Raw genomic sequence first — 18,248 nt, forward strand, 5'->3', positions numbered from 1 at the left:
CGTCTAACGGTTATAAAATTTCAGCCAATCGATGCTAAACAGCGCCTTATCTCCCGCATCACCATTTACAAACACAACGTAGAGGTCGTGCACATCATGGGTTTCGTCCACCGATCCCATCACCTCTTTCCAGCCATTTTCAGCACCGCTGAAATTACCTGCAGGTATTTCCAAACGGGAAACCACCGGTCCGCCGATACTATCCAGATGCACCTCAATCGTACCTCCAGCACCGCTGGCCTGCGCCCGATAGCCGATCCGTCGCACATGCGTCAGGTCAATGTCCCGGAAAGAAAGGTAACTTCCATTCTGGATTCCGTACACATACGACATAAAGGCCGTAGTAACTGTAGCAATCCGCACATTGCCCGCATCGAAATCTTCCGCTTGAAGCAACGGGTTGCGCAATAGAATGTGATCATGTCCGTTCAAAGGTGGGATTCCGTTCGCCCCGTGGTCCGTATAACGGGCACTAAACAGGTACACGCCATCGGCGTCTCTCCCACTATGGCTATCAAGCCGTAATACGCCTTGGGGTGCCAATTGCTGCTGCCCTGCACCGAGTGACAGGATATAGCGGACCATTTCCCGTGCATCCTCCTCCGCTAATTCGGGGTGCGGCGACATTGCCCGCTCTCCCCAGTTGCCGCTACCGCCATCGATTATTTTGTTAACCAGTAGCCCCTCCGCCCCCGGGGTACCCCTATAGCGGGCTGCCACAGCCTGATAAGTGGGGCCTACCGATTCTTTGTCGATGGAATGGCAGGACCTGCAGTCCAGGTTGGCAATCAGCTGCTGCCCTTTCAGGTAACGCAGGCTGCTCGGATCCTGTCCGCCACTTAATACCAGTGCGGCATCTTTACCATTGGGTATATACCCGAACGCCAGCGACACATCCGCTACGGATACACTGTCTTCCCTATCACTTGCCTCCACCGCATAATCCAGTGTACTGCCATCCCAATAAAAACTGCGATTGGCTGAAGTATGGATGTGGACCTCCGGCGGTGTATTGCCTACGTAAATCCGGTTGGAAGTGGTTCCTTCACCGCCCTCTCCATCGCTTACGGTCAACTCCACATCGTAAATCCCTGGCTTAGTAAACGTATGGGAAACGGTCTCACCCTGCTTGTTTTCGCCTTCCACACGCCAACGGAAAGACAGCTTGTCTCCCTCGTCATGGTCAATGGATCCACCGGCCGATAGTTTCACCGTCAGTGGTGCCGCTCCATATTGCTTATCCATCTCAATGGAGGCGACCGGCCTTCGGTTTCCCTCCGCATATTCAATCCGAACCAAGCGAGCATTGGTATTCTTGGAGAACCAGTTCGTTCCGTACTCCAGCATATAAATGGCCCCATCCGATGCAAATTGCATGTCTACGGGTGCATCAAAGTTCCAGTGTTCCAGAAACGGCTCCATTCCCTTAAAATTTCCGCTTTCATCAAAACTTACCGCCATGACCCACCCACGAATCCATTCGTAGATGAAAAGCTTCCCATCGTAATAATCGGAAAGTTTATATGGTGCCTTCTTGAAATGTTTGCTGTAGTAGACAGGCCCCGCCATTGCCGTAGCTCCTCCATTGCCGACCTGCGGAAAGTATGTTGAGTTATTTTTCCCGTACCAAATCATCGCCGGCTTAGCCGGCGGCAGCTCCTTCAATCCGGTGTTGTTGGGCGATTCGTTCATCGGCTTCGATGGATCCTTGCCGGGACCGAGTTCCCCCGTCGCGTAATCGTATTTGCCGAAGATCTGGTTGTTGCCCAAGAAATATGGCCAGCCGTAGTATCCCGGTTCTCGCACCTGATTGATCTCGTCAAAGCTCATCAGCTCTCCATCAGAAGCCTTCATTTCCGTATCCGGACCGACATCCCCAAAATACAGATAGCCCGTTTCGTCGTCAATGCTATAGCGATAAGGGTTACGTGCGCCCATCACATAGATTTCCGGTCGCGCGCCCGCCGTGCCCTTTGGAAACAGGTTACCTTCCGGTATCGCATATCCCCCGCCGGGCAGTGGCTTGATGCGCAGGATTTTCCCCCTGAGGTCATTGGTGTTGGAGGCTGTAGCCTGATCGTCTGAAAGCTCCCTCCCCGGGCGCTCATCCACCGGCGTATACCCCGCTGTTTCTTCGGCGTTGGTATTGTCGCCCGTGGACAGGTAGAGGTTACCTGCCCGATCAAACTTGAGGTATCCCGCTGAATGGCAGCAGTAGATACGCTGCGTGGGGATTTCCAAGATAACCGTTTCCGTCGACCGCAGTAGGCTATCGTTCCGGAACTCCATCCGCGATAGCCTGCTCACTGCCTGCTCACCCGCCACCGCGTAGTAGAAATACAGCCAGTGGTTCTTCTCGTAATCCGGATCGGCAACAACCCCCAGCAGTCCGTCTTCGATACCGCTGAACACCTCGAAATTGGCCACGGCGCGGAGCTCCTTTGTAGCATCTTTGTATAATCGCACCCCGCCCTTGCGCTCCACGAACAGCACGTCATTGCCCGGGAGGATGACCATCTGCATCGGCTCGTCGAGCCCTTCGGCAAGCACCGTGCGCGTGTAGCGGGTGCTATCGGGCGCTACCGTAGGCCTACTTTTTCCGCTGTTTGTGCAGGAGAAAGCAATCGCCAAGACAGATGTTGCTAAAAAGAGGATGGCAGGAGCTTTAAAAGCGAAGTCTGCACAGGAGTATTTATTTTTACTTTCATTCATGTTTATTACTATTTTAACGATTGGTACTCCTGTATCACCACCGGCCCGACCAAACCTGCAGGTAGGGAGGTCTGCTCCTGTCCTTTATACTGGATGTATTTCGGGTTGCCCTGCATCATCTCTCCCAGATACCGGTTCCTTTCTGCGGGGGTAACGACAACCCGAATGTGGTTATGCCCGTTTTTCAGGAAATCAGTAACGTCCAGCCGGAATGGCGGCCAGAGGCATGTTCCGACTTTTTTTCCATTCAGGTACACTTCAGCCGTATGATACACCTGCCCTAGGTCAACAAAACAGGTGCTGCCTTTGCCTTTGCGGTATTCAAAATCGGCCGAGTATATCCCCGGTTCGGAGCTATATTTGAGGAGATCGTGTTCACGCCAGTCGGACAAGCTGACTGGGGCCATCCGCTTGTCTCCGGCCTCCATATCCCAGCTGTTGATTTCCATTACGGCGTGTACGGGCAGCTGCCTATCCGGTTGCTCCGCGCTGCCGGGTAATGGTGCATCTTTTGAAGCAAATGCTATAATGGCACTGAAGGGCTGCAGTTCATAGGCCATCACATTTCCGCTACTTCTGATCACACTGCCGTCTTCCGGATTCAGCCAGTAGCAATGGGCAAAGCTTTCATCAACCGTCAATCCGATCTTTTTTACTTGACCTGTTTTATTCCAGATAAAGCTTATCCGACTACCGTCGCTCATTTCCCGCTGTGCTTGCCGGGTAAAACCATAATCATCATTGAACGTAATGGCACCCCGTATGTCTTCCGCCCACCCAGCCATCTCCGCAAAAGAAGGGAACTGCGCGATCTTTCGGTTTGCCAGTACCGTCCGGAAAATCTGCTCCACGGCCGCATCGCGTACCGCGTGGTCAAGGTAACCGGGCTGTTTTGACGGGAGGTCGCCGATTACCACCACGTCGGCATGATCGGCGGCCAGCCTGTCGACATGCTCCGCACTGCCGAGGGCCATATAAGGCACATGGGGTATCACCAGCGCCTTATACACATTCTCTCTTATGTGGATTTCCCTGTTGCGAACCGTCGCATCCACCAGCGATTCATCATTGATGAAATTCCAGGTAATGCCCTTTTTCTCCAGCTGGTTGATAACCGGCCACACATCGGTAAACCAACGGTGGATAACGGTCGGGTTCCGAACATTTGCAGGTCCGGCAATATCCAGCAACCCGTTGATGCAGCTCTCCTCGGGGTTATGTAAGATACCGGAATAGTCCAGGTTGATAAAAGGGAAATAAATAAGCACATCCGCCACTGGCTTACCGGCCTGCAGCACGTACTGCGACCTTGCCAGCAGCGTATTGATGTCTTTCATATACTTCCAGTAATTGTAACTTTCGCTGAAATTGGTTGAAAAGTTGAAGTTTTTGAACGGTGTGGACCAGGCGGTCCAGCCCTCTTCCCCGTAGTCATCGGTCTGGTACCGGTAAGGTGTACCGTGGTATACCAGCTGGTTCACGCCCGCAGCAAACGCTTTGTTGGCAGACGCCCTGATGACCTGGGGGGTTACCGCGCCGGCAAGCTGGCTGAATACGAACGCCTCGGCAGCAACGATGGGCCGGTTATAAAGTTGTGCACCCGAGGTAACCAGCTTGAGGATTGCCTCAGAACCTCTCCCAAACAGTTGTTCCGTTTCAGGGATAGACGCCCGGCCACTGGCACCGATGATGTCCACTTTAATGCCATACTCTTGGGTCCGGTGTTGCAGCCCCCTCTTTTCCGCCCATTGGCGGCTCGTCTCGGAGAACCGCTCCTTATACAAATCAGAAATCGTCAGGTCGTAATCATAGCGCAACCGCCAGTCTTCTTTCGTAAAGCGGAACCGGGACACCGAGTCGCTACCAAAAGAATAGACGTTGTCGTATCCGGGTATTGCGTTCACGGCCAGCCAGGGCCTGACATCGTATCCCCGCTTGTCTTTAAAATAACGGATGAAATCATCCGAAAGAAGCCGGTCGGCGATGAATTCCTTGCTGTCGCTGAATACCGCACGGAAAGGCTTTGCATAGTAAGCATCCAGCCCCGTACGCTGGCCGAACAGCCGCTCAAACGTATTTTCAAGGACCGCGGCATCAAAATGATCCGCTACCCAACTGATACCGGAACTGCCGATGTAAGCCGGCTTTTCCCCGTTGGGGACCGCATAAAACGCGGTGACCAGCCACCTCGCTCCTTCAGGCACCTGCCAATGGATAACGCCCTGATCCGCATACCGGTCCAATACCATGGCGGACGCTGAATCGAGAAAAACCTTTCCGTCTGCTTCGCCAGTGATCTTCGCCGCTGTAATCGTCAGTAGCCTTGCGTTTGACAGATCCACTTTATGATACGAGTGGACACCGTTCCTAAGACGGTCTGAATAGTCATAGGTAACCGGGGGCACACTCATGGCCACCGATTGGTTTCCCGCCACCGCCGTATCGGCTGTCGCCAGTGTCAGCAAGCTTTCGCTTTGCTGCAGAAACGGGCCTCCCATTGGCCATCCACTGCCGGCATTCATGTCAACCATAATCCCGGATTTAAGGGCCTCTTCCATAACAGCAATCACATGCCGGTAAAAGGCAGGCGTATCCCAGCTGTTAACCAAGTCCATCCGGGTACTTCCGGGGTTAATCCCGACGGTCAACGGCTGTATCTCGACACCGGCAAACCCCTTTTCCGCAAAAAGGCGTACTTCACGCTTCAGTTCGCCCGTATCCACGTCATTCCCGGGCCACCACCAACGTGTAAAGGGGCCATATGATAAGGGAGGGGTTTTGAAAACATCTGTCCGGAACCGGCCATCGACGGCACTATCCTGTTTTGCTGGTTCCGCACCGGGGTAGCGCTGGCCAATGCGTTTATATCCCGAAGCCGATACAACAAGCAACACCATCCATCCCGGTATGGACAGCCGGAACGCCCCCTGAAAAAATTTCTTCATCATGCAATTCGTCATTAGATTTTCAAACACCGGCTCTCACAATAGCGTTGCTCAATAACCGCCTAAGTGTATGGCTTAATTTCTGTAATTTTCATGATTTGTTAGTTGTCTTCTTTTCGTTAAGTCACACGTGCTCATCAATTATTTTTTTGATCAATTACCGCCAACAGTGTCAGGAAATTATCCACCAGAAAGCCCTCATATCCCCAGCATTCCCCATTCCACGATTTCCAGTCTTTCGTCATGTCACTGCCCGGACAATGCCCCTGGAAATCCCCTTTTTTATAACTTTCCAGCATAGGCATTAAAATCGTCTCTGCTTCCTTTTTCATGCCCAGCTTATAAAGTGCATGAATCGTATAATAGGCATAACACCCCGTTGCACCACCATTTTCGTAAACCTGAAAGGCTCCATACCCAAACCGCTCGTCGGTATCCGTGTAGTCTTCCTTTGGAATGGGCAATAAATTTCCGGGCAGCCCTAACCTGAAATCCGTAAACCCTACCGTTTCCATTTTATCGAGCATCCGCCTCATGATATCTACCCCTTTCTTTTCTTCAATAAGCCCATAGCTGATCGCTATACTATTTACAAAAACAAAATAATAGTCATGCAAGCGGCCGTCCTCACTTCTCCATCCTGCCAGCACGCCAGTCTCCGGGTTATAAAAGCTGTTAAAATAATTCGCTTTAAGTTTGGTAGCAAAAGCGCTAAAATACCGATCATCCGCTGTCTTTCCCAACAGATGCGCGAGCTTTGCTAACAATAAGCAGGAACGATATGCCAAGGCATTCGAGTACGCATCATCGTGTCCGAAACCGATGGTATCCCACCAGTTTGCAGGCCGCTTTACGCCATCCCAACTGCCGGAATTACCGGATAATCCGTACTCTATGATTCCATCCCCATTTCTGTCGGTAGTAATCATTTTGGCTGCCCAGCGCCGGATATGTTTATAATTTGCCCGGCCCCAATCCAAGTCTTTTGTATGCAGCACATAATTGCAGGCAGCCATGACCACAGACGGCGCGGTATCGCAGGAATCATATTCACTTTGCCATCCTCCTGCCGGGTTCATATATCCCACCTCACCATATCCTTTCATTCCACTGAAATACCGGTTTAAAGAGGTACGCACCAGATCCATCGCCGATACCCCTTCCACCAGTTCCGGTGTATACTGTGCCATCTCGGCATATAAATAAAGCGTAAAGGTACAAGCGTCACTGGCAGAATTATTTGCCAGGGAATAGATCCGCGGGTTCATTTGAAAAATATTAATGAAGTTGCGCCTGAATCCATCGAACCTTGTATCATGGCTGATACTATCCAGTTCGGGATAAATAGCGACCGATTCGAAAGAATAAGTGATGTCCTTATGGTGCTCGTCAGCAGCAGGAAAAGAAAGCGTTATAAAGGGTTTATCGGTATACCTATCTGCATCATACGACAGCGTCACAGAAGGATCATTACAGTATACTCGAAAGCTTCCCATACCCGGAAAATGCAATACGCAGGGAAATTGCATCACATTTTTTTCTTCCATTATCCCTAACACCGTACAATGGTTCACTTTCTGCGCAAAGGTAATCGTAAATGGCAGAGCATCTGCGTTGCTTCCGTTCCATTGGGTCCGCAGCGAAAACGACCGAGGCGATGCACTGCACTTCCACAAGGGAATATCCGACCGGTTCGCCTTTGAAAAATAGGCGACGCTATCCCGTTCGATACGACCTTCATAGACCTCTCCTTCAGCGGGATCCGTTCCTAAAATGGTATTAACCGATAGCATACCTCCTCCCAGACTGTCTGTCGAGAAAAAAGTAAGTGCCGGTCGATCCTTTTCTAGCTGGATTTTGAAGAATGGGGATTGATAACCAAAAATATCATCATTTGTAAAAACAGCTAAGGATTCTGGTAGGCTAAAGGCAATGCCAGCCATTGCTGATTGCTGAATGAACTTTCTTCTTGTGATCATAACTGAATTATTTTATCGGGGAATATTGAATACCGGTTTTCACAGATTCCCTAAGGGGTTGACGCAAGTTCCATACTAGCCGGGGTATTACATAACCATAGCAGATCAAAACCAATCGCTTGTTGTTGCTCTATTTGTTGTTCTATCACCCTTTCCAACTGCTTCCTCGACAGGCCTGAATAATTTAAAGGGATGTACCATAGGGTACCCTGCATAACTGGTCTGGTTTTATGGCCGGGTTGTATTTGATTAGGAACTGTTTTATAATACGCCTTATACGACTCGTAAGCATCCAAGCGATCTTTGTGATCTATTGGCGAACCACCCACATCATTTAAGTATGCACCCACTACTTCTTCAGTTGGGTTCATCAGTGGATAATAGCCCCAGTTAACGATGCTCTCACCGTACTTTGAAGCAAGCTCAAGCTTCTGTGATAACCAGTTTATTTCCGTAAATACCCGCCATTTTTTAGGTCGATGTTTTTCCTTCTCCATAGCCAGCGCCTCAGACCAATCGTTAACATCCGCTTGTCCGGTCTCTACATTTAACCAGAATTTAGTCCCTGCACTTTCGCACGCTCTTGAGAATGCAGCAAAAAACGGCTCCCTTTCGGCTAAGGTGTAAAATGAAAGATGCTCTGCTCCTGAATCCTGTAGCATCAGGATATCTATACCGGTCTCTTTTAGCGTGGTTGACCACCATTGCTCATACTCAGAAGGCTCTAGGTATTCGTACCCGCGTAGTTCGTCTTTATCCAGCAAAAAGAAGGGGGAAATAGTGACCATACTCCCTGGTCGGACATGATGGCATTCATCAACTATAGACTTCCATACTTTTCGCCAAAAAACAGATTTTTCTGTTTCAGTAACTTTAATAGGATTGATCTCGTTGTTCAAATACCACCCCCAAAAAGACGGGTGTTGACCATATCGCTCATGGTATGCTGATATATACTTTTCGGTCTTCGCTATTAAACTATCAGCACTGATCTTTCCATACCAATCTCCGCCCGATAGGTTTAAATCACTTATTACCCGCATACCCTTTTTATCGGCAACGGTATATATTATTTCCAAAACATCCGGCTCGTCGTTTTCCGATGTAGTGATGCAGGACGTATATGTAGACAAGATGACTAAGGAGATGACGGTATATCCAATACGTTTCATTATTTCAAGTTTTTGCTAAATGGTTATGATGTTCATGTTGTACGCTGTTCTATTGCCCCACTACCGCTATTCAATCTTCATCGTTGACGAGGGTAAAGGTATATCGTCCCGACGTCAGGTCTATTACTTTCATATCGTCAGTTTCTCGAATAATGTTGATGCGAGCTGTGCTTTGTCGAATCGCTTTCCCACCCTCTCGCACCTCTCCTTGTCTGCCCAGAGGCAGGAAAACCGTGGCCGTCGTATTATTCGGGATATTCACTTCCCAGTGAATATGCTTTCCTTCCCGCTTCCAAGACGATTTAATGTTTCCATAGCGGGATTCATGATGTACGTCTACCCAATCGAGATCCTCCGGAAAAATAGGGTTCAAATTCACGTGCTTGAAACCCGGGCGGTCTTCGTCAATACGTAACCCGCCCAGCGCCTTATAAAACCAAGCGCCCACATCGCCAAAAAACGGATGGTTTCTCGAATTTTCCCCGTCCCACCTTTCCCATAAAGTGGTGGCCCCTTGTTCTACCCAATAGCCCCAGCTAGGATAAGTCCGCTTACTTACAATCCGGTATGCAACATCGCCATGGCCATTATCCAACAACGCATTAATAAGGTATTTGGTACCTAAAATTCCACAGTCCAAGTGAAAGTTGTTGTTTTTGACCAAATTAACCAATGCATCAACTGTTTCGGTCAAATACTCACCGGCCAATCCCTGATACACGGCACAAGATAGTGCGGTTTGACTCCCATTTCCATAAATCCCATTCCCGCGATAAAATTGCCGATTGAACGAAGTTTTAATGTCCTCTGCTAATCGCGCATATTGGGTCGCAGCGTCGGAGTCGCCAAGTAATGTTGCCATTTTCGAGAGGATTTCGGCACCTTTGAAATAGTATGCTGTCGACGTAATCTCAGCGGGGGTCTCCGTCTTTGCCGGGCACCAGTCGCCCAGCCCCCAAGCTACGATGTGGTGCTCATTTGCCTTGGTAGCAAGGAAGTCGATATAACGCCGAATTGATGGATACTGCTTTTCAATGATCGAAACGTCTCCGGTATATAAGTAAGTATACCAAGGAATTAAAAATAGCGAACAATCCCACGCAGGGCCATTGCCGAAGAAGTACCCCCATCCAGCAGTGGGGACAATGCCCGGCACCTCACCCGACGGTCGCTGTTCATCGGCAATGTCTGCAAGCCACTTTGTATAGCCGTGGGCCACATCATAATTATAAAAAGCCATCTCAGCCGCGAGGTGTGCATCACCCATCCATCCGTTCTTTTCCCGATGGGGGCAATCCTCCGGATAGCCGTGGAAATTGGTGAGGAAGGAATGCTGTGTATTCGCATGTATGGTATTCAGCAACGGGCTGGACGTGTTGAAAGAACCTACTGGGCTGAAATCCGTGTGTACCACCATCGCGGTAATGATGGCGTCAGCGACACCTTCAGACAGGCCTGTGACTTCCATATATTGGAAACCGTGATACGTAAACCGAGGGCTCCAAATGTCCTCGTCCGTACCTGCGGCGATATATTTATCCGTCTGAAAAGGAGCGTCGTAAGCGTACATCCCGATATGCTCCTGATCAACGAGTCCATCAGGGGTAAGTCGCTCCCCATATTTTATCGCAACTTCAGTCCCAGCCGGAGCGGTAATTTTCAAGCGGACGTAGCCGGAAATATTCTTTCCCAAATCATATACGCGGTGCCCCGGTATTGGCTCGGTCATCGCTATCGGTTCAATTTCGGAAAGCTCTCTTATGGGCGGCATCAGCTGGGGCTTTAATCCTCCCAACGGCCCTGCGACCTGCTCAGCGGGAGACCATCCACCATCTTCAAATCCCACCCGGTTCCAGTAAGGCTTTGCATTGCGGGCATCATAATATTCCCCTTGAAAAACGCTGTTAAAATAAATTGCCCCCCGGCCCGTTTCCCATGTCCCATCGCTTTTGATAACATCCACGGTGCCGTCCAGGTACGTGATTTCCAGCTGTGCCAAAAGAGCCGGTCGAGCTCGCCACCCCGCCTGATCAAATGCCCAGATTGTCCGTGTGGGCATATTATACCAGCCGTTTCCAAGTATTGCACCCAACGCGTTTTTCCCACTATGCAATAAGTGGAATACATCGTATGTTTGGTAGAGTACCGTTTTGTCGTAGCGGGTGAATGCAGGATCAAGGACATGGTCACCAACCTTCTGCCCGTTGATATACGTTTCATTATAACCGATGCCGCTGATGTAGAGGCGTGCTTGAGCAACGTGCGCGCCCACTGAAAATTCCTTTCTGAACATGGGAGCCGCATTCATCAAGGTATCCAGCTTGCCTCGCTCGCGATTCCCGGCAAATGCTTCCCAGTTTTGGACCTTAGGTGCACTAATCCATTGAGCCTGCCAATCGGAATCGTCGAGCAGCCCGATTTCCCAAGTGTGCGGCTTACTGTATGTACTTGTATGGCCTTTATCATCCCACACCCGGACCTTCCAGTAGCACCGTTGCCTGGAGACTAGTTCTTTTCCTTCGTACCGGATGTCCAGCGACTGCGATGAGGCAATCTTGCCACTATCCCATAAATCGCCTATGTTATCGTCCAGTAACGCCTGGGATGACGATACCAGTATTTGATAGGCAGATTGGTATACCCCCCGCTCATCCCCTGTGATTTGCCACGACAAACGGGGACTTTTTGCATCGATGCCGAGTGCCGTAGTCATGGACTCGACGGTTAAATTCGAAACGCCGATACTCGCTGCTACCGCTATATGGTGAGCAACTGCCAAGAAAAAGCACAACGCGATCTTGTGATAAGCCACTTGCATGTCTTGATGGTACGGTTTACTTTTCTTTCCCGATGGCCCACTCCATATTAGCGGGGGCGTTTACAATCCACAACATATCAAACCCGAGGGCTTTTTGGTCCGCTATCTGTTCCCTGATTGTTTTCTCAATCGCCTCCTCAGACCATCCTTCATACATGACTGGCAGCCACCATAGCGTACCCCGCATAAGCGGCTTGGTCAGCGAACCGGGTTGTATGCCACGATCTTTGATGCCTTCATAATATTGTCGGTAAGACGAATAGCTTTCAGCCCGTAAGTTAGTCGGTATTTCAATACCATCTACACTAAACAAGAATGGCCCAGCACTTGCCGTGGGGGTCATAAACGGATAATATCCCCAATTGATGATGCGCTCTCCGTATTCCGCGGCTAATTCCAATTTCTGGGCGAGCCACTCGGTGGGGGTATACACCCATTTCTGCGTTTTGCTTTGCTCCATCGTTACCGCCTCTTCCCAGCTGTCTGCATCGATTTCGCCACTTTCCACGTTCAGCCACAATTCGCTCCCCGCCTGGTCACAGGCGTTTTTAAATGCTTGGAAAAAAGGTCGCCGATCCTCCAGCGAAAAAAAACTGAGGTGTTCCGCGCCCGAGTCCTGGAGCATCAGAATATCAATTCCGGTATGGGACAACGTCTTCGCCCACCATTGTTCGTATTCAATGGGCTCAAGAAAATCGAAACCCCGATGCTTATCCCTATCCATGATATAGAACGGCGATATCGTTACGACACTTTCCGGTGCTACTTTCTTACATTCGTCGACGGCAGACTTCCATATCGCCCGCCAAAATCCCGAAATCTCCGTTTCTAGCGGCGGCTGTAACGTGAGCTCATTGTTGATATACCAGCCCCAAAATGAAGCATACTCACCATACCTCTTATGGAATTTAGGGATATAGGTGGCGTATTGGGTTGTAACATCATCTACGGTATGTTTCTTGTAAAGCATACCTCCCCCCATATTCAAATCTGCCATTACCTTCATTTCCTCTTCTTCCGCTATGGCGTAAATCATCCGCAAAACATCGATACTCCCTTCTTTATCACCATCTTTTTTATCCACTGTATTTGGTGGAACGACGTTGTTGCTGCAACAGATCACCATCCCGATCATTGCCACTAGCCCAATACTCGTAAAAAGTGATAGCCCATTTTTCATAATTGTTATTTTTTTCTGTTTAACACTCAAATGATATTACCACCCTGGATTCTGGTTAAGTCGGAAATCAGGAATGATAGACGCATCTGTAATAGGTATCGGAAAAATTAAAAATTTATCCTGCCAAGCGTTCCTTCGTTCTACGACAAAACGATTATAGGAGAATTCAGCCGTTTCGCCGCCATTAGCAACGCGCGTTAGCTCAAAATCATCAACAAACCCGGCAGACCCTCCCGGCCACCAACTGAAAATTGTCGCTGTTTCGGCAGTCGGTCCCGTCGTAAAACGAACCGTCTTTTGCACCCAACCGCCACCAGCGGACTGCAAAGCGTTTGTCTCACTATCGCCATGCTCCCGAACGCCCACAAGCCCCCATTCCGCCGTTGCCTTTACCCAGACACTCAGCATATAATCCGTATTAGGGGTCACGTTCACTTTCCGAAAAACATGGCCCCCATTCGGCATTGCTATTGCTGCGCTACCTGCGTAGCTGTCATCGGTTTGTACAGTAGCCTCTCCTTGTAGCGTCCATCCTTGATTTCCATCTTCGAACCCAGCGTTGGATATATTGACTTTCCCTGCTCCAGTCTGCCTGATTTCCATCCCCGTAACGAGCTTGTCGGTTTGGTCGAGGATCTTCCACCTTCTGACATCCCAGAATCGGTGCTCTTCCCAAACCAATTCCACACGTCTTTCCCGTCGTATTCTGTTCCGCATCGATTCACGGTCTAACGCTGCCGGAAGATCAGGCATATCGGCCCGATTACGAATGGTATTGATGGCTTCATACACTTCGTTTGTCGGCCCGTTAACCTCATTTTCGGCTTCAGCAAAATTCAAATACAATTCAGCCAAACGGTACTTCTTGAATTTTGCCGCTGACATTTGGTTAATAGCCAACGACGGGTCGATAAACTTACGCAAATAATATCCGGTGTGCGTGTTTATCCGATTTGGAGCTGACTTGATTAGTTGATCCGCACCTCCGACAAAGGTCTCTACCACATGGACTTTGCCGTTGATATTGTCATAAGCTGCGCCGTTGTACCATACCGTCGCATAAAACCGAGGGTCTCGGTCAACATATGGATTCGCCTCATCATATCCTGAATCAGTATTAACACTAGGAATAAGGTGATCCGCGTCCTCATATCCCAATATTGCAGGCATCCCCGTGCTTTTCATATCATAACTATCCACGAGCTCCTGTGATGGAACACTACCGATCATCCACGAACCGACTTTGCTGGGCAGTCCGGTGGTTGTAAGTGGGATATCACCGTCTTTTATTTCGAAAATCGTCTCCCGATCTCGGGGAGATACGTTTATGTCGGACGCATTTAGAAAATAATCACTGTAATCATCAGCAAGACGATACTGTCCGCCAGCTAGTAAAGCGTCGAGTCCTTCTTTTGCGGCGGACGCAGCAGCGCTCCATTTTTCTATCGAATTCTCTGGATTCCACAATGGACTTGCATTGTACAGTAACGATTGTGATTTTAGTATAAACGCCACAGCCTTACTAAACCTCCCCCGCTCGTTTCCTATCGTAATCCTGATGGGAAGATCCGGGCTAGCTATCACTTGGTTACATTCGTCTACGATGAAGTCTATACATTGCTGAAAACTAGGGCGCGTCAGTTGTGTATAATCAAAAGCAGGGGTGAAGGGTTCGGTCACAATAGGCATCGGCCCAAACTGCTTAATGAGTTCAAAGTAAAAGAAAGCCCTTAGCAGTTTTGCCTCGCTGACCTGTCGCTGCTTTTTTTCCTCATTTGCATAACTTACGCCATCTATGTAAGATAAAAATACATTGGCATCCCTAATTCCTTGCCAAAACGTGGTATACCGATCCTGTCCTCTACCCCAACTGCCGGGTTGCGCTATAGGGTTGTAGCTAGGCGTCAAACTACCAATAACCCACGAGGATGCCATAGATGGCTGATTTCCTGTTTCACTGTCTCTTGCCTCATCGGTAAGACCAGCTAACCACGACCAACCAGCGTAATGAACAAAGTAGGTTGGTACCGACAAGTATACGGTGTTTAGATAAGCTTCCGCCTGTATTTCACTTGCGAATACGTCATCGATTGACATTCTCCCGTCGGGAGTGATATCCAAGGGATCAGTAGTACATGACAGGAAAAACAAGCATGAAAATCCCCAAATTATAATCTTTTTCATAATTTAAAAAATAAAGTTGACACCGAAATTAAACATTCGAGTAATCGGATATGTAAATATTGAAGTTACCTCCGGATCAAAGTCGTTTACCGGCAACCGATCCCACGTTACGAGGTTCAAACCATTGGCATATAGACGCAAGTTCTTCGCTCCGATTTTTTTAGACCATAGCTGCGGAAACGTATAACCAATTTCAACATTCTTTATCCGCAAATAACTGCCATCATTAATGAAGAACGAGTTTTGGATTTCGTTTGGATTCGTTTGTGTGGTTAATCTAGGGTACCGAATTGGATCCCCATTAGCGACACGTTCTTCCGTCCAACTTTCGAGATGACGCTCGCGAAAATTATTATGCCCAGTAGAAAAGACACCCCAGCCCCCGTAGTACTGCGAGACGTTAGAAACGCCTTGAAGCAGCACACTTACATCAACGGCCTTATATACAACATTCAGTGCTACTCCAAATTGATATTCCGGCACACTGGAATACCCAATTGGGGAAACATCCTTTTCATCAACTACGTTGTCATTGTTGACGTCCACATACTTAAAATCACCGGGCCGCGGCTCGTGACCCGAGATATTTTGCTTCGGTGAATTCGCTATATCTTCCTCATCAGTGAAGTAACGATCGACAAGGTATCCGAAATTCTGACCGATACGAAAACCCGTTTGACGGTATTGATAAGCAAACGACTCATCCAATAAAGGTTCGTCGGCGAAAACCTGTCGATTGGTGGCGTAGTTTAAATTCAGTTTTCCCAAAATAGATAAATCTGAATTTATTGCCTTTTTATAATTCAATTCAATCTCGTATCCTTTATTTTCTACCACCCCAATGTTAACTGGAGGCAATACAGATGTAGGCAGCCCGTTAAGCACCGGAATCGTTCCCCGGTTGCGCAGGATGTTATCCCTCCGCTCCTGATAAACATCAACCGTGACATCAATGGTATTGAAAACTTTTAGGTCTACCCCTACATTCACCTTGTTAGCAACCTCCCATTGGAGTGCCTCATTCTTTAACAGCCTGGTAGTGACACGTTGCCCAAGTCCAAGACTGGATGAATAGCCGCCACCGCCAACCTGTACATCATCCAGGTAAAGAAAGCGCCTTGACCCAATCCGGTCATTACCGACTCGGCCGTAGGAAGCGCGGACTTTCAAGTTATTCAAGAAGGAGACATCATCCATGAAGCTTTCATTTGAAATCATCCATGCTACGGAGAAAGCGGGAAAGAAGCCAAACCGGCGGCCCTTTTTGAACTGTTCCGACCCGTTATATCCCATATTGAACTCGGCAAAGTACCTTGAATCATATCCATACGTAATGCGATTGGATATGCCACGAAGATTATAAGGAAGCTGTGCGTCGATGATGTTTTTTTGCTGTTGATACATCAATAACCCTGTGAAATTATGTTTTCCTACCGAATTAGCATAGTTCAGGTAACCCTGAAAATTCGATAACGTTGTAAAATACCGCGCACCGGACAGGGATAGCGGCGTTGTTTTACTGTCACCCATATTCTGGAAACGGACTGTATAGCCTCCGTCTGCTGTAGGCTCAATTATTTGCACTAATTTCAGATACTCCCGGTTAGCCATCATGTTATTTGTGGTCTTCGAATCAAAAGACATCCAAGCTTTTGCAGACAATCCCTCGACAAACCAATTCAAATCTTGCTCCAACCCAAAAGTTGCCATGATGTTGTTTCTGGTTTGTTGGACATACCCCGATCGATTCAGTGAACCATATGGTGGATAAAACCCTCCCTGCCAAGTAACAACCTCTCCTTCGGGAGTAAGCGGTCCCGGCACGGTCGCGTTTTGGTCAACCGTTAGTTGTGCCAGGATGTGTAAGGCCGGAGAAACATCGGACAGAAAATCTAAGTCATTGTAGATTCCCGCGGGCATATTCTGCTTTTCCAGATACCCACCCAAATTTAACATGGCCTTCAACGATTTCGTCAATCGGATATCCACATTCGATCGGAAATTGTACCGGTCTAATTTAAATGAAGGATTATAACTCAAATCTTCTTCGGTGTTAAACATCCCACCCTGGTTTAAATACCCTGCGTTCACGAAATAATTGACGCGCTGGCCAGCGCCCGAGACATTGAAGTTATAGCGTTGCTGTGTTGAGTAGTCACGTAACAAAATACCTTTCCAGTCCGTGTTTGGGAAGCGGACTGGATCGTCACCCAACCGATAGTGCTCCAATATTTCTTCGGAAAAGGCATCCCCCATTCCGTCGTTTCTCTGCATCAAGTTTCTAGTTCGTGCGTAATCATATGAACTGACGAGCGATGGAAATCGAGGAAAATCCTGCGCGCTTACCTCGGTGGTAAAACTGATTTCGGGAACGTCAGATGTCCCTCGTTTGGTCGTTACCAAGATGACGCCATTTGCACCACGTACACCAAAAATCGCCGTAGAGGAGGCATCTTTCAAAATCGTTATCGATTCAATCTCATTCGGATCAATATACGTGAGGTCGCGTTCTATGCCATCAACCAAAATAATGGGATTTTGGGCATTGATTGTCCCTTGCCCCCGAACAAATAGCTGTGTAAGATCTCGGCCCGGTTCCCCACTCCGTTGAATAGCTGTCAAACCAGGCAGCCTTCCGGCTAGCGTAACGGCTAAGTTGGCAGCAGGGCTCTGTTTGATCTCTTTGGTTGAAATGGAGGCAATAGCGCCTGTTAACGTCGATTTCTTCTGTGTACCATATCCAACGATAACCACTTCTTCCAAAGCAGATTGGTCGCTCTGCAATGTGACGTTAATTACGGTGCGGTTGCCGACCTCGATTTCTGCTGGCGAATATCCAACGGCAGAAAAACGGAGTGTATCTCCTGCTGCTGCAACAATCGAATAAGCTCCCTCAACGGTAGTCGCTGAACTCACGCCTGTGTTTATAACGGTAACGGTAACCCCCTCGAGAGGAAGGCTTGCCTCGTCTGTGACCACTCCGCTGATTACTTCTTGGTGAGGATTGTTCGCGCCGTCATGGTGTCCCAATATATGTATCGGGAAAGGCAGGGATTCCAGGGGTAGCAACATCGGTAAAAGTAGCGCTAAGACCGTGAAATGCCACCGCTTTTGGAGCCCGGAGCCCGCTGATTTAGAATTACATTTCATAATTTTTAATTTTAAGATTAGTACCGGCAGGTGCCAGAATCGCTCTGCACACCCAATGTGTCTGTAATTGTGTCGCATAGTGACATTGTTTCATAATTTTACATTAGT

At 48.6% G+C, this 18,248-nt stretch carries 8 protein-coding genes; all 8 read right to left on the minus strand.

All coding sequences use genetic code 11. The features are described 5' to 3' along the window. Positions 1–3: 3 nt before the first annotated feature. The 8 genes from ACEVG1_RS17940 to ACEVG1_RS17975 all read right to left on the minus strand — a co-directional run bounded on the left by ACEVG1_RS17940 (position 4) and on the right by ACEVG1_RS17975 (position 18,140). Positions 4–2,712 (minus strand): PQQ-dependent sugar dehydrogenase, encoded by a 2,709-nt coding sequence (locus tag ACEVG1_RS17940; RefSeq protein WP_374745105.1) that lies wholly within the window; start codon positions 2,710–2,712, stop codon positions 4–6. A gap of 8 nt (positions 2,713–2,720) precedes the next feature. Continuing rightward, positions 2,721–5,660: a glycosyl hydrolase gene (locus ACEVG1_RS17945; protein ID WP_374745106.1), complete on the minus strand. Its 2,940-nt coding sequence runs from the start codon at positions 5,658–5,660 to the stop codon at positions 2,721–2,723. 134 nt (positions 5,661–5,794) lie between these two features. After that, a complete protein-coding gene (locus ACEVG1_RS17950) occupies positions 5,795–7,636 on the minus strand; it encodes a hypothetical protein (RefSeq protein WP_374745107.1) in 1,842 nt (613 codons plus the stop codon). A gap of 50 nt (positions 7,637–7,686) precedes the next feature. Next, on the minus strand, positions 7,687–8,808 hold the full coding sequence (locus ACEVG1_RS17955) for a DUF4434 domain-containing protein (RefSeq protein ID WP_374745108.1): 1,122 nt from the start codon (positions 8,806–8,808) through the stop codon (positions 7,687–7,689). Positions 8,809–8,878: 70 nt separating this feature from the next. Beyond that, a complete protein-coding gene (locus ACEVG1_RS17960; protein WP_374745109.1) occupies positions 8,879–11,521 on the minus strand; it encodes a glycoside hydrolase family 78 protein in 2,643 nt (880 codons plus the stop codon). A 121-nt stretch (positions 11,522–11,642) separates the two neighbouring features. Then, positions 11,643–12,806 (minus strand): DUF4434 domain-containing protein, encoded by a 1,164-nt coding sequence (locus ACEVG1_RS17965; protein WP_374745110.1) that lies wholly within the window; start codon positions 12,804–12,806, stop codon positions 11,643–11,645. A 36-nt stretch (positions 12,807–12,842) separates the two neighbouring features. Then, entirely contained in the window at positions 12,843–14,990 is a 2,148-nt protein-coding gene (locus ACEVG1_RS17970; protein ID WP_374745111.1) for a RagB/SusD family nutrient uptake outer membrane protein, read from the minus strand. A gap of 3 nt (positions 14,991–14,993) precedes the next feature. Continuing rightward, positions 14,994–18,140, minus strand: coding sequence for a SusC/RagA family TonB-linked outer membrane protein (locus ACEVG1_RS17975; RefSeq protein WP_374745112.1), 3,147 nt, complete (start codon positions 18,138–18,140; stop codon positions 14,994–14,996). Between the last annotated feature and the right edge of the window lie 108 nt (positions 18,141–18,248).

This window comes from Parapedobacter sp. 2B3 (assembly GCF_041925275.1).
GTDB lineage: Bacteria > Bacteroidota > Bacteroidia > Sphingobacteriales > Sphingobacteriaceae > Parapedobacter > Parapedobacter pyrenivorans_A.

Excerpts from the sequence above, each read along its gene's own strand:
- ACEVG1_RS17940 (WP_374745105.1), bottom strand. The coding sequence starts at position 2,712 with ATGAATGAAAGTAAAAATAAATACTCCTGTGCAGACTTCGCTTTTAAA.
- ACEVG1_RS17945 (WP_374745106.1), bottom strand. The coding sequence starts at position 5,660 with ATGATGAAGAAATTTTTTCAGGGGGCGTTCCGGCTGTCCATACCGGGA.
- ACEVG1_RS17950 (WP_374745107.1), bottom strand. The coding sequence starts at position 7,636 with ATGATCACAAGAAGAAAGTTCATTCAGCAATCAGCAATGGCTGGCATT.
- ACEVG1_RS17955 (WP_374745108.1), bottom strand. The coding sequence starts at position 8,808 with ATGAAACGTATTGGATATACCGTCATCTCCTTAGTCATCTTGTCTACA.
- ACEVG1_RS17960 (WP_374745109.1), bottom strand. The coding sequence starts at position 11,521 with ATGACTACGGCACTCGGCATCGATGCAAAAAGTCCCCGTTTGTCGTGG.
- ACEVG1_RS17965 (WP_374745110.1), bottom strand. The coding sequence starts at position 12,806 with ATGAAAAATGGGCTATCACTTTTTACGAGTATTGGGCTAGTGGCAATG.
- ACEVG1_RS17970 (WP_374745111.1), bottom strand. The coding sequence starts at position 14,990 with ATGAAAAAGATTATAATTTGGGGATTTTCATGCTTGTTTTTCCTGTCA.
- ACEVG1_RS17975 (WP_374745112.1), bottom strand. The coding sequence starts at position 18,140 with ATGAAATGTAATTCTAAATCAGCGGGCTCCGGGCTCCAAAAGCGGTGG.